The sequence below is a fragment of the Lysinibacillus sp. OF-1 genome (genome assembly GCF_028356935.1).
Classification (GTDB): Bacteria; Bacillota; Bacilli; order Bacillales_A; family Planococcaceae; genus Lysinibacillus; species Lysinibacillus fusiformis_D.
Genome location: NZ_CP102798.1, coordinates 2,801,143 through 2,821,474 on the forward strand (window position 1 = coordinate 2,801,143; position 20,332 = coordinate 2,821,474).

18 protein-coding genes are annotated in these 20,332 nt (G+C 39.5%); 5 read left to right on the forward strand and 13 right to left on the reverse strand.

The features are described 5' to 3' along the window. Positions 1-151 precede the first annotated feature (151 nt). Positions 152-1,204, forward strand: coding sequence for a Cj0069 family protein (locus NV349_RS13595; RefSeq protein ID WP_271910223.1), 1,053 nt, complete (start codon positions 152-154; stop codon positions 1,202-1,204). Positions 1,205-1,233: 29 nt separating this feature from the next. Here NV349_RS13595 and NV349_RS13600 read toward each other — a convergent pair whose 3' ends face one another. The 3 genes from NV349_RS13600 to NV349_RS13610 form a co-directional block, all read right to left on the reverse strand. Continuing rightward, positions 1,234-1,866: a LysE family translocator gene (locus tag NV349_RS13600; protein WP_036119920.1), complete on the reverse strand. Its 633-nt coding sequence runs from the start codon at positions 1,864-1,866 to the stop codon at positions 1,234-1,236. A gap of 117 nt (positions 1,867-1,983) precedes the next feature. After that, the gene (locus tag NV349_RS13605; RefSeq protein WP_036119916.1) at positions 1,984-2,727 is read right to left on the reverse strand and encodes a tetratricopeptide repeat protein; all 744 of its coding nucleotides are present in this window, start codon (positions 2,725-2,727) and stop codon (positions 1,984-1,986) included. An 87-nt stretch (positions 2,728-2,814) separates the two neighbouring features. Then, positions 2,815-4,533, reverse strand: a complete 1,719-nt coding sequence (locus NV349_RS13610) for a methyl-accepting chemotaxis protein (RefSeq protein ID WP_230593774.1) — start codon at positions 4,531-4,533, stop codon at positions 2,815-2,817. A 202-nt stretch (positions 4,534-4,735) separates the two neighbouring features. Here NV349_RS13610 and NV349_RS13615 point away from each other — a divergent pair, with 202 nt between their 5' ends. The 3 genes from NV349_RS13615 (at position 4,736) to nspC (ending at position 7,701) form a co-directional block, all read left to right on the forward strand. Beyond that, entirely contained in the window at positions 4,736-4,942 is a 207-nt protein-coding gene (locus tag NV349_RS13615) for a hypothetical protein (RefSeq protein ID WP_036119912.1), read from the forward strand. Between the two features lie 393 nt (positions 4,943-5,335). After that, a complete protein-coding gene (locus tag NV349_RS13620; RefSeq protein ID WP_036119909.1) occupies positions 5,336-6,565 on the forward strand; it encodes a saccharopine dehydrogenase family protein in 1,230 nt (409 codons plus the stop codon). After that, positions 6,562-7,701: a carboxynorspermidine decarboxylase gene (gene nspC / locus NV349_RS13625; protein WP_036119906.1), complete on the forward strand. Its 1,140-nt coding sequence runs from the start codon at positions 6,562-6,564 to the stop codon at positions 7,699-7,701. The genes NV349_RS13620 and nspC overlap by 4 nt, the downstream gene beginning before the upstream one ends. Before the next feature lie 331 nt (positions 7,702-8,032). Here the strand turns inward: nspC and NV349_RS13630 are convergent, their stop codons facing one another. The 5 genes from NV349_RS13630 to mce all read right to left on the reverse strand — a co-directional run bounded on the left by NV349_RS13630 (position 8,033) and on the right by mce (position 13,381). After that, on the reverse strand, positions 8,033-8,521 hold the full coding sequence (locus tag NV349_RS13630; RefSeq protein ID WP_036119903.1) for a chemotaxis protein CheW: 489 nt from the start codon (positions 8,519-8,521) through the stop codon (positions 8,033-8,035). 25 nt (positions 8,522-8,546) lie between these two features. Further along, the gene (locus NV349_RS13635) at positions 8,547-9,662 is read right to left on the reverse strand and encodes a M20/M25/M40 family metallo-hydrolase (protein ID WP_271910229.1); all 1,116 of its coding nucleotides are present in this window, start codon (positions 9,660-9,662) and stop codon (positions 8,547-8,549) included. A gap of 691 nt (positions 9,663-10,353) precedes the next feature. Then, positions 10,354-11,307, reverse strand: coding sequence for a coiled-coil domain-containing protein (locus NV349_RS13640; RefSeq protein WP_141903615.1), 954 nt, complete (start codon positions 11,305-11,307; stop codon positions 10,354-10,356). A gap of 107 nt (positions 11,308-11,414) precedes the next feature. Beyond that, on the reverse strand, positions 11,415-12,962 hold the full coding sequence (locus NV349_RS13645; protein ID WP_036122848.1) for an acyl-CoA carboxylase subunit beta: 1,548 nt from the start codon (positions 12,960-12,962) through the stop codon (positions 11,415-11,417). Between the two features lie 5 nt (positions 12,963-12,967). Next, positions 12,968-13,381, reverse strand: a complete 414-nt coding sequence (gene mce / locus NV349_RS13650) for a methylmalonyl-CoA epimerase (protein ID WP_036122844.1) — start codon at positions 13,379-13,381, stop codon at positions 12,968-12,970. A 125-nt stretch (positions 13,382-13,506) separates the two neighbouring features. Between mce and prli42 the strand changes: the two genes are divergently transcribed. After that, positions 13,507-13,602, forward strand: coding sequence for a stressosome-associated protein Prli42 (gene prli42 / locus NV349_RS13655; protein ID WP_155273190.1), 96 nt, complete (start codon positions 13,507-13,509; stop codon positions 13,600-13,602). 22 nt (positions 13,603-13,624) lie between these two features. Here prli42 and NV349_RS13660 read toward each other — a convergent pair whose 3' ends face one another. From NV349_RS13660 to NV349_RS13680, 5 genes are all read right to left on the reverse strand, one after another. After that, positions 13,625-14,602, reverse strand: coding sequence for an aromatic acid exporter family protein (locus tag NV349_RS13660; protein WP_036122840.1), 978 nt, complete (start codon positions 14,600-14,602; stop codon positions 13,625-13,627). 184 nt (positions 14,603-14,786) lie between these two features. After that, on the reverse strand, positions 14,787-15,227 hold the full coding sequence (locus tag NV349_RS13665; protein WP_036122837.1) for a BrxA/BrxB family bacilliredoxin: 441 nt from the start codon (positions 15,225-15,227) through the stop codon (positions 14,787-14,789). A gap of 148 nt (positions 15,228-15,375) precedes the next feature. Next, positions 15,376-16,473: a methylmalonyl Co-A mutase-associated GTPase MeaB gene (meaB, locus tag NV349_RS13670; protein ID WP_036122834.1), complete on the reverse strand. Its 1,098-nt coding sequence runs from the start codon at positions 16,471-16,473 to the stop codon at positions 15,376-15,378. Continuing rightward, entirely contained in the window at positions 16,473-18,626 is a 2,154-nt protein-coding gene (gene scpA / locus NV349_RS13675; RefSeq protein WP_036122829.1) for a methylmalonyl-CoA mutase, read from the reverse strand. The genes meaB and scpA overlap by 1 nt, the downstream gene beginning before the upstream one ends. Beyond that, on the reverse strand, positions 18,623-20,326 hold the full coding sequence (locus tag NV349_RS13680; protein ID WP_271910236.1) for a methylmalonyl-CoA mutase family protein: 1,704 nt from the start codon (positions 20,324-20,326) through the stop codon (positions 18,623-18,625). The genes scpA and NV349_RS13680 overlap by 4 nt, the downstream gene beginning before the upstream one ends. Between the last annotated feature and the right edge of the window lie 6 nt (positions 20,327-20,332).

Here is a 20,332-nt window from a genome sequence, read left to right on the forward strand (position 1 = left end):
ATTCAAAATGTCCCGAAAACAATAGTAAATACCTCCTAAAACAGGACTAGTAATATATAAATTTATACATAAAATTTACATATTTCATCTATCTTTTTTCCTGATTTGTCTACTATACTGAATTTAATAGCAGACAAAAGGAGGTATTTTTATGGATAAAAAAGTTATTTTTTTCGAGGTTGAGGGTGGCACAGATAAAGGACCCGACGGCTATCGCCCAGACACCCTACCGATGGTGGATGCCCTAAAGGAACGTGGGCAAGATGCAGAGGTGCTATTTTTTGATGTCACAAAAAAACAGCAAATCTTTGACTATGTGAAGGAACATGGTGTTGCCTATGTATCGCGTATAAACCCTGGTAACTTACAGCATGAGGAAGCGTATTTTACCATGCTACGAGAGCTGTGCCAGGCTGGAATTATCGGAATGCCACATCCTGATGCGATGATTAGCTACGGCTCGAAAGATGCTCTATCAAAGCTTACATCAACGAATTTAGTACCTGATGATACATATGCCTACTACACTATAGAAGCATTCAAAACGCAATTCCCTATCTCCTTAGCTTCGACAGAACGTGTTCTGAAGCAAAATCGTGGTTCAACTGGTGAAGGTATTTGGCGTGTACAATTGGTGAATCCGCTTGCCAAGGGCATCACTGAAGTGCCACTTAATGCACAAATCAAATGTACAGAAGCGAAAGATAATCATGTTGAATATTGGCAGCTTGGCGAGTTCATGACATTTTGTAAGCAGTATATTACAGGGATGAATGGTATGTTAATCGATATGCGATTTCTTCCGCGAATTACAGAAGGTGAAATTCGCTTATTCATGTTAAGAAACCGTCCTATTTATGTAGTACATAAAAAACCGGCAGATACTGAGGATGCCTTTAGCGCCACACTTTTCTCAGGTGCCCAATATCGCTATGACCAGCCTGCAGATTGGCAAGAGCTCGTACAAAATTTTTTAGCACAACTCCCACAAGTGACGAACCTATTAGGCAATTATGATTTACCATTGATTTGGACGGCTGACTTTATGTTAGATACGAATGAGGCTGGAGAAGATGGTTATATTTTAGGTGAAATGAATTGCTCCTGTGTGGGCTTTACTTCAGAACTATCGCTAGCGCATGAAGTAGCGGAAGAAATTATCGCCTGTATCCATGAGCATCAAGCAGCACTGATGGTACCATAAAAAAAGTGCGATCTAGAAGATCGCACTTTTCATATATAAATCTTAATTGCTTGAATAAATTCATATATAAAATAACCAGCAAAACCAATCAATAAGAATCCTGCAACAATTGTAAATGTCTTAATCATCTTACGGTTCATAGCTTTTCGAGTGACTGACACAATGGTCAGCAAACCGATGTCGTGGAGTAAAATACCGCTAAGAACGCCAGCAGCAATAATTAAAAAGTTTGTCGGCTGTCCTTGTCCATAAGATTTAGCTAGCACTACACCAAATACATTGACCCAAAATACAAGATTACCAGGCGAAATTGCGACCAATAAGCCATTAAAATAAGAGGCAAAAAACGATTTGGTTACTTTTTCTCCTGCTAATGTAATATCATGGTCTGCATTCTTGATAGAATCATAGCCTAACAAGAATAAAAAGCCTGCTCCAATAATCCACATAGGAAGTTGGACCATCGGCATAGCCAAAATAGAGGCTAGTCCCATGTATAAAGCAAAAACTAATACAATGTCAATGGTCATGCCACCAAGCCCTACAGCCCAGCCATGCATAAAACCATTTTTGAGTCCTTGCTTTGTCATTTCTACAGTAATAGCTCCTACAGGCATGGCAATGGCAAGTCCTACCAATACATACGCTACATATAAACTCAAAAAAACACTTCTTTCATGTAATCGATAAGCTTCATACGTCCGTTTATCTTTTTATGATAGCATAAATATACTTAAAATCAAATAATTATTAATGCTTTGCTAGACAGTTTTTAATCGTTATAGCATTTGCTTTTTCCATTGTGTTAACAGATCACGTGACTTTACAAGATCCATTTTCAATGCAACTTGCTTAGCGCTACACCGTTTTTCAGCTTTGTTCCACGCCTCTTCTAAGGCAGGTAAATAGCTTAAATTTTTCGTCGCTGCTACTAGCTGTAAAAAAATATTGCCTTGAATATAGTGCCAACGTGGATTCATCCCATCTAGTAGAATAGCTTCTTCAATTAATCGTAATGCCAGATAGGGGCTGCCCTCCTGACGATTCAAAAACTGGGCAAAAGCTCCCCAATAGAGCGCCTTATTGGGCTGCAATTTGATTGCCTCTGCATACTGTGCTGTTGCCTTGTCTCGTTCTTCAGCAAGAACAAAGTATTCCGCCATTGTATAATAAGCATTCGCCTGTGCTTCAATAGACCCTGCTAATAATTCATCGATTACTTTTCCAAATTGCTCATCATCCTGACTCCCAATATAAGCCGTGAGAACATCTCGTTCTGGATAAGAACCATCTGTGCGTTCTACACTTTGTTTCACCTTTTCATCAGTGGGGTGAGGCATACTCGCATACCCGTTCGCCTCTAGCATGGCCACATGCTGTTGGATGAATTGATAGGCCTCCTCTTCAACCACTGCATGATTCATTATTATTCTTTTAGCCAGTTGATAGCTTTCCTTTACCTGTCCACTCAAAAATAAGTCATTAACTTGTTGAACTTGCTCATCCAGTTGTTTTACCACCATTTAAATCCTCCACTTCACAAAAGACAAATCTTATAGCTAGTGTACCATCTTCGCAATAGAAGCAAAAGACAACTTGTCCTAATCTTTCTACAATTCTTTTAATTTAAACGCTTTTACATGCTGTTCAAGTGTATGAGCCATATGATTTGTTTCATTAGAACCTTGTGCTACCTCATCAATACTTGCTGTTGTTTGCTGTGCTGCTACCGTAATCATATTCATCGTTTCTTCTATATCTCTAATGGATTCTGTTAATTGTTGAATCATTTGAACAATACGAGCTGATTTTTCATTTTCAGCGGTCATAGCATGAGAAAGCATAATCATTTCTTCTACCGTTGTGGCTACTGCTGTGGAAATATTGCCTAAAGATTGCGCGGTTAAACGCACTGTCTCTGTGCCTTTTTCGATATATTGCGTATTATCATTCGTAGATGTCATCACTTGCTGAACATGTTTCATAATGTCTTGAATTAGCTGTTCGACTTGTAAAACCTCTTGATTGGACTGCTCGGCAAGCTTGCGTACTTCCTCAGCAACAATGGCAAAACCCTTCCCATGCTCCCCTGCTCTAGCCGCCTCGATGGAAGCATTCAAAGCTAGTAAATTCGTTTGGGAGGCTATAGTAGCAATAGAGGTAGTAATCGTTTGTATTTTGGTTGCTGATGTGACCAAGTTTTCGACTGTTTGTCGAACTTCACCTGAACCGTTATGAATCAATGCCATATCATTACTTATATCCTTCGCTAGTCGCTCACCCTCTGTTGCTAATTTCATCGTTTGTCGAGCATTCTCAGCACTGTCATTGGCATTGTGCTGTATCATTTGAAGGTCCTCTGCTAAAGATGTCAGAACATCTGTCGCATTTTCAGCATGATGCATCCCTTCCGTCACAGCACTTGTGACCTCTTCGATATTGTTCGCAACACCTTGAATCGTATTACTCATATCGTGCAACGTGGAAGCGGTTTCATCTGAGTTATTAGCTAAAGTATTAGAAGTGGAGCGCATCGTCATAATCATATTTTGCAAATTAGCGGTCATTCGATTTAAGGTATTTGCTAAATCCTCTACTTCATCCTTACTATGAATTTTTGTTTCAGGTACAGCTAAATTCCCATTCGCAATTTCTTTAGCCTGCTGAATTAGCACACTAATCGGTTTCACTTTTCGACGAATTAAAAAGCCTGTAATGATCGAAGCAATAAGCATAGGGAAAATACTTATTAAGATACCATTTCGCACGACATCCCACGTTCGTTCTTTTACGATATTGGCATCAAAATCGATGACACTAATTGCAATGATTTCTTTACTAGAATCATGGTCTTTAAAAATAGGTGCATAGCCTGATAAGCGATCCATACCAGCAAAATTATAGGGCTGTGAGTATGTTGGATGCTTATGTGTCAGCAACATATCAATGGCTTCTTTATCTAAATAAAATGAATCGCCAGGTGCGAGACCTTCCTCAGCTAAATGTTCATCCAGCGCTAATAATGTGCCATCGAGTGCTAAAATATATTGCGTTTGAAAAATGTCCTTATGGCCCGTTGTCCAGTTTAAATCATGTCCAATACGCGCCTGTGCATCTTGATCGCCCTGAATGGCCTTGTCCATTAATGCTGGATCAATTAAACCTGTTGTGATATTGGCACAACCATAGGCCTCCACGCCAGCAGCATCATATAGTTTATTGTAAGCAGTTATGTATGTAGCGAACGACGTAATCCCTAGCATCACCACTAAAATACCAGCAATAATCGTCCCAAGTTGAAAAGTTAATGAATTGCGTAATTTCACCATTCATCCTCTCCCCTTTCTAATAATCATCTATGAATATTCCCTATTATTCCTCAATCATACTACAAAAAGATGTATTTAAAAAGCATCTTTAATATTACTAATATAATAAAAGCGATGGATAAAAGTTCTGAATTATGCGATAATTGAAGCGAACTCTCTTCATCATGGAGCATTACCTTATCATCTAATAGGAGGGCTTGCTATGAATAAACGCTTTCATTTTATATCGCTTGTTACAGGAAATTTGTTAACGATAGGAGCTATTTTTATTTATGCTATGCAAAGTCAAGTGCATGTAGCCCTCAGTACGTATGCTCTTGTGATGGGGTTTTTAAGTACATTACTTGTGGTTTTCTTTTATATATGGGGAGAAGAAAAACAACAGATACCCAATCGCTTTTTGAAATAATTAGCATAAAATTAGCCTGTTTTGACACACTAAAACGATTGAAAGCAGTTGATTTTATTATGCTGTACATCCCTTTTTACCTTATAGGGTGAAAGGGATTTTTTATGTACAGCTCAAAAGGTGAGAAAAATAAAGCACATGAAATTCTATGATGAGAGGCTAGATTAGTTTGAACAACTTCATCTAACAAAATCTACAAATGAGCTCAATAAATTAGTTTTTTTCATACACAATTAGCTACTTTCTCGAGGTATTCCCCTCTGATTACGTCTAATTATTGTAGTAAAATAAAAATTTTTGTAGAAATTTTTAAAACAATGATTGAGTAGTATATCAATTTTCTGTATAATCAGCTTGTTTGACAATACTTTATATGAACTTGGGGGTAGACAATTGGGTAAAGCATTGATTATCGGAGCTGGCGGAGTTGCCAGTGTTGTGGTACACAAGTGTGTTCAAAATTCGGACGTATTTGAGGAAATTTGTATCGCAAGTAGAACTGTTTCAAAATGTGACGCTCTAAAAGAAAAACTAGACGGCGGAAAAACAAAAATTCATACTGCACAGGTAGACGCGGATAATACAGAAGAGGTTATTGAGCTTATTAAAGCTTTCGGACCGGATGTTGTGATTAACGTGGCATTACCTTATCAGGACTTAACGATTATGGATGCTTGCTTAGCGACAGGTGTGCACTATGTGGATACTGCAAACTACGAGCCACCTGAAACGGCAAAATTTGAATATAAATGGCAATGGGCTTATAAAGAGAAGTTTGAAAAAGCTGGCTTAACTGCATTACTTGGTAGCGGTTTTGATCCAGGTGTAACAGGCGTTTTCACAGCTCATGCTCAAAAACATGAATTTGATGAAATTCACTATATTGATATCGTGGATGCGAATGCGGGAGATCATGGCTACCATTTCGCAACAAACTTCAACCCAGAAATTAACATTCGTGAAATTACAGCGAATGGTCGTTACTGGAAAGAAGGCAAGTGGGTTGAAACAGCACCACTTGAGAAAAAAGAAGTGTATAACCTTCCAGAAATCGGACCAAAAGATATTTATCTTCTATACCATGAAGAGCTTGAATCACTTGCAAAAAATATCAAAGGTTTAAAACAAATCCGCTTCTGGATGACGTTCTCTGAAAAATACTTAACACACTTAAAAGTATTAGAAAACGTTGGTATGACATCTATTGAACCAATCGAATTTGAAGGTCAAATGATTCAACCAATCCACTTCCTTAAAGCGGTATTGCCAGATCCAGCTTCTCTTGGACCACGTACAAAAGGTAAAACAAATATCGGTTGTATCATCCGCGGTCTAAAAGATGGGCAAGAAAAAACGTATTATGTCTACAACGTATGTGACCATGAAGAGTGCTATAACGAGGTGGGTTCTCAAGCGATTTCTTACACAACAGGTGTACCAGCTATGATCGGTGCTATGCTTGTGATGAATGGCGAATGGCGTAAACCAGGTGTTTGGAATGTAGAAGACTTCAATCCAGATCCATTCATGGATGCACTAAATAAATGGGGTCTACCATGGCAAGAAAGTCATAACCCAGAATTACTTGACCTTGATTTAGATGCAAAGGAATTAAGCCGATGAAACCAATTGATTTTTCAAAAGTTCCATCCCCTTCTTATGTAGTGGATGAGCGATTATTAACAAAAAATCTTGAGCTTTTAAAATCAATTCAAGATCGTACAGGCTGCCGCATTTTACTAGCCCTAAAAGGCTTTTCCATGCATTCAACATTCCCATTAGTTGGGGAATATTTAGCAGGTATTACTGCTAGCTCCTTGCATGAAGCACGTCTAGGCTATGAAAAAATGGGCAAGGAAGTACACGTCTATGCTCCTGCTTATATTGAGCATGAAATGGACGAGCTTCTAGGCTATGTGGATCACATCGTGTTTAACTCATTTAACCAATGGGCTCAGTTCAAAGAGAAAGTAAAATCTGCTGGAAAAACAATTGAATGTGGTATTCGTGTGAATCCTGAGTACTCTGAAATTGAAACAGCACTTTACGATCCTTGCTACACGAACTCTCGCCTTGGTACAACTTTGGCTAACTTCGATAAATCACAGCTTGACGGCATTGATGGCTTACATTTCCATGCGATGTGTGAACAAAATTCCGACACGTTAGAACGTATTATTGAAGTAGTAGAAGAAAAATTTGGTGATGTGTTACATCAAATGAAATGGTTAAACTTCGGTGGTGGCCACCATATTACGCGTGCAGATTATGATGTCGAAAAACTTGTTAACATCATTAACTATATTCAAGAAAAATACAACCTGCTTGTTTACTTAGAACCAGGCGAAGCGGTAGCACTTAATACAGGCTATTTAGTCGCTACAGTACTTGATATTCAAAAAAATGGCATGGACCTTGCTATTTTAGATACGTCAGCAACATGTCATATGCCTGATGTACTTGAAATGCCGTACCGTCCAATGATTATCGGTTCTGGTCAAGCAAATGAATTCGCGCATACGTATCGCTTAGGCGGACTTACATGTCTTGCTGGTGATGTAATTGGTGATTATTCATTTGATCAACCATTAAAACCAGGCGATCGTCTTGTCTTTACAGATATGGCTCATTATTCTATGGTTAAAAACCATATGTTTAATGGTGTCAACTTACCTTCTATCGTTTCTTATAACGATGAAGAAGGCAGTAAAGTCATTCGTGAATTTAAATTTGAAGACTACAGTGGTCGACTGTCTTAATAACAAACGAAAAGCCCTTCCCAGTTTGCTGGAAGGGCTTTTTATTATGACCATATTGTCAACCTATGAAAAAAGACGATGTCCATAAACATTTGGTGAGACGAGAGGTTGATAGCCGTTCCGCCATGTTGCAAAGATGTCTTTTCTTTATCTTATGCCTTTATTTAAATGTGAAGGGATTAGTCACAACAAGGCTACTTGAGTCCCGTGGAATAGCTAGCCCCTAGGTTTTGCTCTGCGCGAAAGCAATGCGTCAGCGACAAGCCTTTTCGCCGTACACAAAATCCTAGTGATTGTGTTGTTTTTTCAACACTAAGAAAACTTAGAGTGCCTATGCCTCCACGTTTTCTTTTTCATTTTCAAGCATTTTGTGTAAATAATCGATAATCTCACGAATGCCATCTAATGAATTGACCAATATTTTTGGATCGACATAAGTAATCATACGGTTCTCAAGATTAGCTACAGCCGTAAAGTAGCGTGTTTTACTGTAATTAACAAGGCCCAATTGTTGAAGTACTGAATCATCAAAATCAAGAATTTCTCGAGCTTCTGTCACCAGTAATCCATAATTAACCACGTCTGTATTTAAAACAATAATACGAGCAGTTGCTGTATTAGATGAGCGGTTGTACAATATTCGTTCAAAATCAAGAACAGGTACAAGCTCACCACGAATTCTTGTAAAGCCTAAAAGATAATTAGGTAAATGAGGGATAGGTGTTACATGCTCTAATTTTTCAATTGAAATTGCTTGCTCCACAGGCACTGCGTATTCCTCTGTCCCACAAGCAAAAACGACTGCTTTCACACTTTCCATGCGGTCACATCCTTCTATTTGACTGTTAGTTTTTCGCCGATTCTTTGACGATTTCTACAAGTAAATCTGCTAATTTTTCTAATTCTTCTACTGGTATTTTTTCATTTATTGTATGAATGTCTTCATAGCCAACTGATAGATTAACGGTAGGAATGCCAAAGCCAGCAATCACATTCGCATCCGAGCCGCCACCTGAAATACCTAATGTTGGTGTACGATCAATATTGCGTGCAGCTGCGATGGCTACTTGAACTACTTTATCTGTTTCTGTTACACGGAATCCTGGATACATCAGCTTCACTTCTACTTCAGCACGTGCGCCTAGTGAAGCCGAAACTTGCTCAAAAGTTTCCTTCATATGCTTTGTTTGTGCATCTAATTTAGCTTGGTCAATAGAGCGCGCTTCTGCTAAAATTGTCACTTCATCACAAACAATATTCGTCGCTTGTCCACCCTCAAAACGTCCAATATTTGCAGTCGTTTCTTCATCTAAACGACCTAGCTTCATTTGAGCGATACATTTTGATGCCACTGTAATAGCGGAAATACCCTTTTCAGGAGCCACCCCTGCATGTGCCGTTTTGCCAATAATCTTCGCAAAAATTTTAGCTTGGAATGGTGCTGCAGTCACGATGCCTCCCACTTTCCCATCACTGTCTACTGCAAAGCCATATTTCGCCTTAATCATGGTTGGATCTAGCTCTTTTGCTCCAACAAGCCCACTTTCTTCACCAGCCGTAATAATAAATTCAATATCTCCATGTGCAATATTTTGCTCTTTTAAACATTTTACCATCTCTAAAAGTGCTGCTAGACCAGCCTTATCGTCAGCACCTAAAATCGTCGTGCCATCTGATACGATATAACCATCTTCACGTAGAGAAGGTTTAATACCTTTCCCTGGAACAACTGTATCCATATGAGACGTAAAGTAAATTGGCTCCACATCTAATGTGCCTTTTAATGTAGCAATAATATTACCTGCTCCATGTCCATTACGCGTATGAGCATCGTCTTGGATAACTGTAAAACCAAGTGCAGTTAATTTTTCTACAAGAATTGGTGCAATTACTTGTTCATGTTTTGTTTCCGAATCAATTTGAACGAGCTCAAAAAACTCTTCTACTAAACGACTTGTCATGTTGTAAAACTCCCTTAGTTTACGTGTTTTGCCACGTTATAGTATATGTACTATTTTAGCACAAGGTCAGAAGAGTTGAAATCATTGAACAATCCTACCAAACTAAAAAGTCTGAGAAAAATTCTCAGACTTTCCCATATTGTTGAAAAAAGGTGATGCCAATAGCAGAAAAAGAACCTTTAGCAAGGTGAGAGGTTGATGTCCGTTCCGCCAGCGTCCTTTCCAGGGGGCGTCTGATGAGCCCCCGCTTCACTCACTGCGTTCGCTCCAGGGTCTCCTCTATGACGCTAAATACCCTAGGAGTGACGCTGGCTCCACTCCAATCAACCATGTGCAAAATTGTCTTTTCCTTAGCTCATTATTTGTCTTATTAGAGCAAGGATAGGCTCCTATTTTCAATGTGGAGAAGTGATGTGTGACAACCCCCCTCCATAAAGAGTAGTGAATACCTTCTCTTTAGTTGAAAACCTTTACTAAAAAGAAATATTTTTATGGATTGGAGTGGAGGGCTACTTGACTCCCGTGGGATAGCGAGACAGGCGAGCCTCTAAACGGAGCGGTAGCGAAGAAAGCGGCCTGGTACTCGCTCACAGGAAAGCAAGCAGCCTGCAACGGAAATCCACTTTCATCTTTCACAAAAGTTCTGTGGTAGTTTTATTTTCCAAAACTATGAAAAATTCTCAGACTTTCCTTAAGCATTGACAATAGCCTCTTTTTCTTTTTCTATAGCTTGTAGGTAGTTATTTGCTTTATTTTGTTTATCCTGTAAGCGCCAAATGGTATTATGTACATCGTCCTGAACCCGTGAAACTTGTTCTCTTGCTGTTGAAATTTTAGAATGGACAGACCATGCAGAAAAAATATCATCAAAGAAGTAGTCAGCAAACTTCACAAACCCATCTGTTTCTACATGCAGCGATTTCGTTGACATCTCATGAACATCCAATAATTCATTATGAAAACGTTGCAACGCGATTTGAGCCCGATGTAAATAGTTTTCTGACTGATCGAGTGCATCATGCTTTAAGTGAGTGGCAATCAGCCCGCCACCAAAGAAAGTATCCCAGGAGGAATAGCCACTAGCCGAATGAAGAGAGGCTGCTGCTTGCCCTAGCTTTGTTAGAGCTACTTCCCCCGCTTCCTCAGCCTCTTGAATTTCTGTTATGAGTTGCTTTGTTACCATTTCCTCATGTGCTAAATGCTCTAGCTTCTTTGCCTGAGCAACATCATGAAGCTGTAAGTACTTTTTCTTTTTCGCATAGATTTGTTGAAGTTCTTGTTGTAACGCCATTTCATCAAATTGAGCTAGCTTATTGGTTACTTGAACACTATCTTCTGTTAAATCCGCTTGCATTTTCTTCGCTTCACTAATCTTTAATTCAAGAACTGCTGCTTTATCAATTTTTTCAGCGCGTAGTTCATCTTGTTGTCCAGTCCACGTACGAATCATATTCATAAATGAGAAGCCATCCAATTTATCAAGTTTTGATCGAATTTGGTTGAGGGCTGTCGTATGTTTGTCTATTTCCTGTTGTGTATAGTGAATCTGCTTATGCAATAATTCGCTTTGCTCGTTTAATCTTGATGCCTTTCTTAGTTGTGCATGAATCTTTTCTTGCTCTGTTTGCAATTGCTTCCATTCCATTCATCTCAACTCCTCTTACTATATCAGTACGGATGGCAAGAAAAAATGTTTCACTTTTTAACAATGAAAAACCTAGCAACTCATTAGCTACTAGGCTTGTACTCATTTTATAGAGGAATATTCCCGTGCTTTTTCTCAGGACGTGTTTCGTGTTTATTTGAAAGCATATCCAGTCCTTGAATCAGCTTCATACGTGTATCTCGTGGATCAATTACATCGTCTACCATGCCGCGAGATGCTGCCACATACGGGTTGGCGAATTTTTCTTTATATTCTTCAATTTTTGCTGCACGTGTTGCTTCTGGGTCATCTGATTTCGCAATTTCACGGGCAAAGATGATGTTCGCTGCGCCAGCAGCACCCATAACAGCAATTTCAGCATTTGGCCATGCAAATACAAGGTCAGCACCGATTGATTTAGAGTTTAAAGCAACGTAAGCGCCTCCATAAGCTTTACGTAAAATCACTGTAATTTTTGGTACTGTAGCTTCTGAATACGCATAAAGAATCTTTGCACCATGTCGAATAATACCGCCATGCTCTTGTTTAACGCCTGGGAAGAAGCCAGATACGTCTTCAAATGTGATAATTGGGATATTGTACGCATCACAAGTACGGATGAAACGAGCTGCTTTATCAGAAGAATCAATATCTAATCCACCAGCAAGTACTTTTGGTTGGTTACAAACAAGCCCTACTGATTCACCAGCAATACGTGCAAAACCAACTACTACGTTCTTCGCAAACTCTGCATGTACTTCCATGAATGAACCTTCATCCACTACCTGCTCAACTACTTTGCGAACATCATATGGACGTGTTGTTTCGATTGGCACTGTATCCACGATTTCTGGACGGTAGTCATCCCCTTCAGGTCGAGCTTGTCGAGGTGCCTTTTCTTTATTGTTTTGTGGTAAATAGCTTAATAGTTTTTTAATTTCTTCAATTGCCTCTTCTTCAGATGGCGCACGGAAATGAGCATTCCCACTTACCGCATTATTTACTTTTGAACCACCTAAATCTTCAGCAGAGATTTTCTCACCTGTTACAGTTTCGATGACTTTAGGTCCTGTTATGAACATTTGAGATGTTTTATCCACCATTAAGATAAAGTCTGTGATAGCTGGCGAATAAACCGCTCCACCAGCACAAGGTCCCATAATAACAGAAATTTGCGGAATCACGCCTGAATAAATCGCATTGCGGTAGAAAATATGACCGTAGCCATCTAGAGACAGAACACCTTCTTGGATACGTGCACCACCTGAATCATTAATACCGATAAATGGTGTACCGTTTTTAGCAGCTAGATCCATCACTGTCGCCATTTTTTTGGCATGCATTTCACCAAGCGCCCCACCAAACACTGTGAAATCTTGGGAGAATAAGTATACTGGACGTCCGTTAATTTTACCGAAACCAGTAACTACACCATCACCAGGGCCTTCCATTTTATCCATCCCAAAGTCTACTGTACGGTGAGTAATAAATGGGTTGATTTCGAAAAATGTCCCTTCATCTAGTAGCAAATCAATACGCTCACGAGCTGTTAATTTCCCTTTTTCATGCTGTTTTTCGATGCGCTCATAGCCACCACCAAGTTCAATTACAGTCTTACGGTCATACAAGTCATTGATTTTGTCGAACATATCCATAATGATCACTTATCCCCTTTTCCACTTTTATCACATAATTCATATAACACCCCGAATGAGGATTTAGGATGCATAAATGCAACCTCTGCACCTCCAGCACCAGGTCCTGGCTCTTCCGATAATAGACGTACACCCTTTTCACGAAGCTCTGTCATACGCTCACGAATTCCTGTTACACCGAAGGCAACATGGTGAATTCCCTCTCCACGTTTTTCAATAAATCCATAAATGGCACTTTTATCACTCATTGGTTCTAATAGCTCTAATTTCACGTTACCTGCGTCGATAAATGCCACACGAACCTGTTGAGATTCTACTTCTTCTACTTTCATCAACTTTAAGCCTAAAGTTTCTGTATAATATGTAATGCGTTCATCAAGATCGCGCACTGCAATCCCAATATGGTCTACTTTCTCCATGGTGACATCTCCTTCTGTTATGGTACATACTCTATTTTACAGATTTTTTTGTCAAAACTCTACTACTTGAGAAATTTTTCAGATTTGCTAAACTATTTATAAGAAAAGAAGGAGCGAACGAGCATATGAGTAATAAAAAATTTCAAAAAATCGTTGTTTATAGCATGATCGCGATTATGCTAATCTCATCTCTAGCATTCGGATTATCCATGTTAGTTTAAGGCAAAGCCCGAGGCGTCCACGTTACTGTGGGCGCTCTTTTTTAGCCTTTAAGCCCTTAAATGACTGCTTTATTTCTAAATACCTGTCCATCTCCTCGATAAACTGATAGAGAGCGGCTTGAGCGATAAATTGTTCATGGTTTTGCGGTAAAGGCAGCTGAGAAAAATCACGTTTTACATGTTCTAATTTTTCTCGATAATGACTTGCCGTATTCCCCGAATGAACATGCTCACCGAGGTCTTGTAAAAAATCTGCCACAATTTCAGCCTCTTGTACTATAACAGGTAGTGTCGTCACTTTTGGCAATACTCGTTCGATAATTTCTAGCTGCTGCTCACGCATATCAAAATACACATAGTAATCATTTTTAAGTCTCATAAAATGGTTTTCAACATCTTTAAACGCCAATGATTTTGCCTCTTCTAGCGTTCGGATTGCTTCAATGATTTCATGTCCATTCCATAGCGTGTCTCCTTGACGTAAATAGGTGGCAATTTCTAAAAAAATCTTGCTGTATAGCTCCTCAATTTTAACTCTGTAGTAATTTAATTCCTTTTGTATGTCTGGCATATACATATTAATGGCAATCCCTGTGCCATAACCGATTGCCATCAACGCTAATTCATTATAAACAAGTGCTAATGAAAAACCTTCAGCAGCATAAATATGCATTATAATTACAACACTAGAAATAAATCCATCTGCTACCTTTAATGATACAATGGTTGGAATGAATAACAGGAGCATGCCTGCTAATGTAAGCGGATGATAAGTAAAAAATTCAAAGCTTACAAAGGCAAAAAGCATTGCCACAATACTCGCGACCAATCGTGTATAAGCTGCATGAATAGATTTTTTTTTCGTTGGCTGCACACATAATATGGTTAGAATACCAGCAGATGCATACGAGGCTAAATCAAAATACTGAGCAATGGCAATAGCGATGGCCGCACCAATTGCTGTCTTTAAAGTTCGATAGCCGATTGAAAATTTCTTCAGGCCGACTGCCTCCTATCGTTTAGTACTCTTCACTCTTTTAGCTAATTATTTAGCCAATATTACAAAAATTTTAGTAATAATGAAACTATCTATACATGATGATAGTAGGAAGCCTACATAGATTCTGTGATCTATGAGGCTTTTCTACTTCATTTGAATTCATTTTTGTTATGCAAGAATAGAATTAAAGCTCATCACAATATTCTTCAAAGTTTGCTTGTAAGTTTGTCACAACGGACATTGGATCATGCCCTTCAATTTCATAGCGACCAACTTCTGCAACTACTTGTCCATCTTTTAATAGAACGAAAGATGGTGAAGAAGGTAGGTGATCTTCTCCAAAATGATAACGTGCCGCTGCAGTCGCTTCTTTATCTTGCCCTGCAAACACTGTAACTAAATGATCGGGACGTTTATCATAATGAACACATTGTGCCGCTGCTGGACGAGCGATACCGCCCGCACAACCACATACTGAGTTCACCATTACTAATGTTGTACCTGGGCGAGTAAACGCCTCTTCAACAGCTTCTGGTGTTTGTAGTTGTTCGTAACCCGCTGCCTCAATTTCAGCACGTGCTGTTTTTAAAATTTCCTGCATAAATAAATCGTAATCCATATTCATATAGCGATAGCTCCTTTCAAGTTCGCGTCCATTCAGCATGATTGCCTATAAAAATTTTTTGACGCTCATCCATCTCTTATCATAGCAGTTTGCAACGAATTTGTGCACCTACTTGCTCATCACAATTCAGTTGAATACTAAGATTCGTTTACTTGTCTTCCTGCTCTTCGTTAAATAAACGATCGACACCTTGTGTGACAGTCAGTTGTCCACTTAAAATTTGACGTTCAAGTAGCAGTACCTGTGCTTTACGCTGTGGATTCCCATAAAATTGATCAATTAAATGGTCGGTAATCATCGATTGAAACCACTCTTTTGTTTGTTGTTGTCGACGAGTAGCCCAATAGTGATTGGCTTCAACAATTTGCTTGAAATCTCCAATTGTCTCCCAAACCTTATCAAGTCCCCGTTTTTCTAATGAACTAACAGGCATTGCTGTAGACATCCAACCGAGTGTAGCGGGCTGTAAAAAATGCAAAATTTGCTTATACTCTGCAACCGTTTTTTTGGCTAAACGAACATTATCGCCATCTGCTTTATGCACGACAATGGCATCCGCTAATTCCATGATGCCTTTTTTCATGCCCTGCAATTCATCTCCTGCCCCTGTTAACACAAGGAGTAGAAAGAAATCAACCATCCCACGGACGTAGGTTTCGCTTTGCCCTACACCAACCGTTTCAATTAAAATCACATCATAGCCTGCCGCCTCACAAACTAACATTGTTTCACGGGTCTTTTTGTGAACACCCCCAAGGGTACCTGCCGATGGAGATGGGCGAACAAATGCAGTAGGCTTCTTAACGAGCTCTTCCATGCGTGTTTTATCGCCAAGAATACTCCCACCTGATAAGGAAGAACTTGGATCAATCGCAAGAACAGCTACTCGTTTCCCCATGTCACAAAGCATTGTTCCGAAAGCCTCAATGAATGAACTTTTCCCCGCTCCTGGAACTCCGGTAATGCCAATTCGAATACTATTTCCTGTATGCGGAAGAAGCTCCTGTAATAATTCTTGTGCTTGCACTTTATGAGTAGCGTTGGCACTTTCAATGAGGGTAATGGCTTTTGATAAATGTGTGCGAGAGCCCACACGTACTTGTTGAGCAAGCTCTCCTACATTCATATTGTCTGCCTTTTTCTTTCGGAATTTTTTAGGTGTGCCATACTGCATACCGTCGTGAGTTGCCTCGACTCCGTCCATGACAAATAGCGCACTGTCTTCCATTCCTTTGTTTTTGTCCATTATTCAGACACTTCCTCATAGCCTAAACGTTTGTAGATTTCTTCAATAATTTTTTGTGCAGATACAGGAATCACTGTACCTGGTCCAAAAATGGCTACTGCACCAGCATCGTAAAGGAAGTCATAATCTTGCGCTGGAATAACACCACCAACAATAATGATAATATCTTCACGACCTAGCTTTTCAAGCTCCGCAATTAATTCAGGCACTAATGTTTTATGACCTGCTGCTAGTGAAGATACACCAATGACATGGACATCATTTTCAACAGCCATTTGAGCAGCCTCAGCAGGTGTCATAAATAATGGTGAAATATCTACGTCAAAGCCTAAATCAGCATAGCCCGTTGCGACCACCTTGGCACCGCGGTCATGTCCATCCTGTCCCATTTTTGCTACTAAAATACGTGGACGACGTCCTTCATTTTCAAGGAATTCTTCTGTCATTTGCTTCACTTCCGCAATTTGCTCCTCATCTGAGAAATTGGCAGAGTAAACACCTGAAATAGAACGAATCACGGCCTTATGACGACCAGAAATCGCCTCGATAGCATCAGAAATTTCACCTAAAGAGGCACGCGCACGTGCTGCATCCACCGCCACAGCTAGTAAGTTCTCCTCACCATCTTGAGCAGCTTTTGTTAAGCGAGCTAAATGTTTTTGAACTTCTGCTTCATCACGTGCTGCCTTCATCGCTTCTAAACGTTCAATTTGTTTTTGACGAACAATTGTATTATCAATATCCAAAATGTCAATTGGCTCTTCTTTTGCTAAGCGATATTTATTCACTCCTACAATGGTTTCTGTTTTAGAGTCAATTTTTGCTTGGCGTTTGGCTGCGGCTTCTTCAACCTTCATTTTCGGAAGTCCTGTTTCAATCGCTTTGGCCATCCCTCCAAGTGCTTCAATTTCTTCGATCAATGCCCAAGCGGATTGCGTAATTTCTTCTGTTAGTTTCTCCACATAGTACGAACCGCCCCATGGATCAATCACTTTCGTCATCGCTGTTTCCTCTTGTAAAAATAACTGTGTATTACGCGCGATACGTGCCGAGAAATCTGTTGGAAGTGCAATCGCTTCATCCAGTGCGTTGGTATGGAGGGATTGTGTGTGTCCCATTGAAGATGCATTCGCTTCGAATAATGTACGAGCCACATTGTTAAATGGATCTTGCTCCGTTAAAGACCAGCCCGATGTTTGAGAATGGGTACGTAATGCTAATGTTTTCGGATTTTTCGGATTAAATGTTGACATCATTTGTGCCCAAATACGACGTGCTGCACGCATTTTAGCTACTTCCATGTAATAATTCATACCGATTGCCCAGAAGAACGATAGACGAGGTGCAAAGGCATCGATATCAATTCCTGCTTTCAATCCTGTACGTACATATTCCAAGCCATCTGCTAACGTATAGGCAAGCTCAATGTCATTTGTTGCGCCAGCTTCTTGAATATGGTAACCAGAAATTGAAATAGAGTTAAATTTTGGCATATATTTCGCTGTATATTCAAAAATATCTGCGATGATTTGCATTGACATAGCTGGTGGGTAAATATATGTATTACGCACCATATATTCTTTTAAAATATCATTTTGAATTGTACCTGCTAATTTGTCTGGTGTTACCCCTTGCTCTTCAGCTGCCACAATATAGAAGGCAAGAACTGGTAAAACTGCTCCATTCATTGTCATAGAAACGGACATTTGATCTAACGGTATTTGATCGAAAAGGATTTTCATATCCTCAACAGAGTCAATAGCAACACCAGCTTTCCCTACATCCCCTGTTACACGTGGATGATCTGAGTCATAGCCTCGGTGCGTCGCTAAGTCAAACGCTACAGAAAGACCTTTTTGCCCCATTGCCAAATTTCGTTTATAGAAGGCATTGGATTCCTCAGCCGTTGAGAAACCTGCGTATTGGCGAACGGTCCAAGGACGTGCTACATACATAGTAGGGTATGGTCCACGTGTATTAGGTGCAATACCTGCTACATCGTTTAAATGTTTCGCATCTTTAATATCTTCCTTCGTGTAAATATCTTTAATTTCAATCCCTTCATTTGTCATAAACTTGTCGTCAGACGCTTGTGGGGCTTCAGCTGTTAACACTTTTTCTATTTCTACTACATTAAAATTAGGCTTGCTCATCGTTGGACCTCCTTCATGCTCGCAAACACGGACTGTAATTTTTCAATGATGTTCTGTCCTGCGAAAATAAAGCCGTTTAAACCATTTGCTAACCATGCTTCTTCTTCATCTTTAAATTTACCTGCAACATCTATAAGCACATTTGCTGGTTGTGCAGCTAAAATAGCCGGTACAAGTGCCTTTGTATCATCGTCACTGCCTGCAATTACAACATACTTAGCCTCTGTAGCCTGCAACCAAGCAATCGCCTCTTCAGCAGTTGCCACTGGCTCACTTTTTTCTGGAACAAGACCAACTGTATTTAAGAAACCAGCTACAAAATCTGCACGTGGCTTAGAGCTTTTTAATGACCCTAATGCTAAAATACCTGTTCTCACATTAGCTGCTGTCATTTCTGCACGCAACTTCTCAAATGGAACAGCAATACGTTTGATATCAGCAAATAATGGGTTTGTATCCTGCTCAAGTACATCTGCTGGATTTGCATAAATATTCGTTCCAATTAATGATTGCTTACGTGTTGATGCAGCTTTGATTCGAGTATGATAAGTGGTTGCCACTTCTTCCGCAAGCTTGCCAGACGCTATATATTCATCCATCCCGCCAGCAGCCTCGATATCTAAAAATAATGCCCATGCTTCTTTTACAAAGTCTGCTGTTAACGACTCAATAAAATAAGAGCCTCCTGCTGGATCTGTCACTTTCAAGACATTTGTTTCTTCTTTTAATATTAATGATACATTCCGAGCGATACGAATCGATTGTTCCGTAGGCTTCGTTAACACATCATGCGGATGAACAGTAAAGAGATCAGCTCCACCAATTAAACCAGAAAGCGCTTCATTGGAAGAACGTAATAAATTGACATACACATCTAATTTAGAAAAGCTTCTTAGTGATGTTTCAGCAACCGTTGGGATTTTTACACTGTCTGTCACACCATAAGCGGATGAGAACGCTTTCCAAAGTACTTTAAAAGCACGAAGTTTGGCAATTTCCGTAAAGAATTGTGTATCAATGGCAAAGATTACAAAAAACTTCTTCGAGAATGCTTCAAAGCTTTCTTCCTGTTCTGCAAACTTGGCTGCTAATGCAAGTGCATAGGCTAGCTCTTGTACTGCGTTGGCACCTTCATTGTGATAAACGGTCGTGTCAGCACTGACTGAGCGCACGTTCGGAAATGCGTTGAAAGAGATCGGGTCCTTAGAAACAATGAAACCTTTAACTGCTTCACGTTGATCCTCTGCAATATTGTCAAATAATGCTAATAATGGGTCTTTTGTATTTTTAATAGTAATTTTAAATGAATATTCTGAGAAATATGATGCTAATTTGACCAATACTTCTTCTGTCCAATCAAACTTCACACGACTATCCACTGTAATCACTTCATTGCCTCGCGCTAAACTATCTTCAAGCTGTGCAAAAAATGCTTCACTTGTATCAGCGTGAATTTGCTGTGCCACCTGAAACGCTTGACTATTTTGTAGGGAACGGATTGTGGCAACTTGTAAATCAAGCTCTTCTCCAAGCTTAGCTACTAAACTTTCTTGCGTGTAAAGCGGCTGTAATGTAACACCTTCATTTGTTTTGGAAAATAGTGACTCAAATGGTTTCCCTTTTAAAGCTTTGATTGCTGCATCTTGCCAGTCTGAATAGGCTGGTTTTTCAAATTCAATATTTTTCATGTTGTTTGACATGCGGAC

What these genes read in the sequence shown, in the direction of transcription:
- NV349_RS13610 (WP_230593774.1), bottom strand. Translation starts at nt 4,533, where the DNA reads ATGGTGAAATTACGCAATTCATTAACTTTTCAACTTGGGACGATTATT.
- NV349_RS13635 (WP_271910229.1), bottom strand. Translation starts at nt 9,662, where the DNA reads ATGACAAGTCGTTTAGTAGAAGAGTTTTTTGAGCTCGTTCAAATTGAT.
- mce (WP_036122844.1), bottom strand. Translation starts at nt 13,381, where the DNA reads ATGGAGAAAGTAGACCATATTGGGATTGCAGTGCGCGATCTTGATGAA.
- NV349_RS13595 (WP_271910223.1), top strand. Translation starts at nt 152, where the DNA reads ATGGATAAAAAAGTTATTTTTTTCGAGGTTGAGGGTGGCACAGATAAA.
- NV349_RS13680 (WP_271910236.1), bottom strand. Translation starts at nt 20,326, where the DNA reads ATGTCAAACAACATGAAAAATATTGAATTTGAAAAACCAGCCTATTCA.
- NV349_RS13645 (WP_036122848.1), bottom strand. Translation starts at nt 12,962, where the DNA reads ATGGATATGTTCGACAAAATCAATGACTTGTATGACCGTAAGACTGTA.
- scpA (WP_036122829.1), bottom strand. Translation starts at nt 18,626, where the DNA reads ATGAGCAAGCCTAATTTTAATGTAGTAGAAATAGAAAAAGTGTTAACA.
- NV349_RS13605 (WP_036119916.1), bottom strand. Translation starts at nt 2,727, where the DNA reads ATGGTGGTAAAACAACTGGATGAGCAAGTTCAACAAGTTAATGACTTA.
- meaB (WP_036122834.1), bottom strand. Translation starts at nt 16,473, where the DNA reads ATGGACAAAAACAAAGGAATGGAAGACAGTGCGCTATTTGTCATGGAC.
- NV349_RS13630 (WP_036119903.1), bottom strand. Translation starts at nt 8,521, where the DNA reads ATGGAAAGTGTGAAAGCAGTCGTTTTTGCTTGTGGGACAGAGGAATAC.
- nspC (WP_036119906.1), top strand. Translation starts at nt 6,562, where the DNA reads ATGAAACCAATTGATTTTTCAAAAGTTCCATCCCCTTCTTATGTAGTG.
- NV349_RS13615 (WP_036119912.1), top strand. Translation starts at nt 4,736, where the DNA reads ATGAATAAACGCTTTCATTTTATATCGCTTGTTACAGGAAATTTGTTA.
- NV349_RS13665 (WP_036122837.1), bottom strand. Translation starts at nt 15,227, where the DNA reads ATGAATATGGATTACGATTTATTTATGCAGGAAATTTTAAAAACAGCA.
- NV349_RS13640 (WP_141903615.1), bottom strand. Translation starts at nt 11,307, where the DNA reads ATGGAATGGAAGCAATTGCAAACAGAGCAAGAAAAGATTCATGCACAA.
- prli42 (WP_155273190.1), top strand. Translation starts at nt 13,507, where the DNA reads ATGAGTAATAAAAAATTTCAAAAAATCGTTGTTTATAGCATGATCGCG.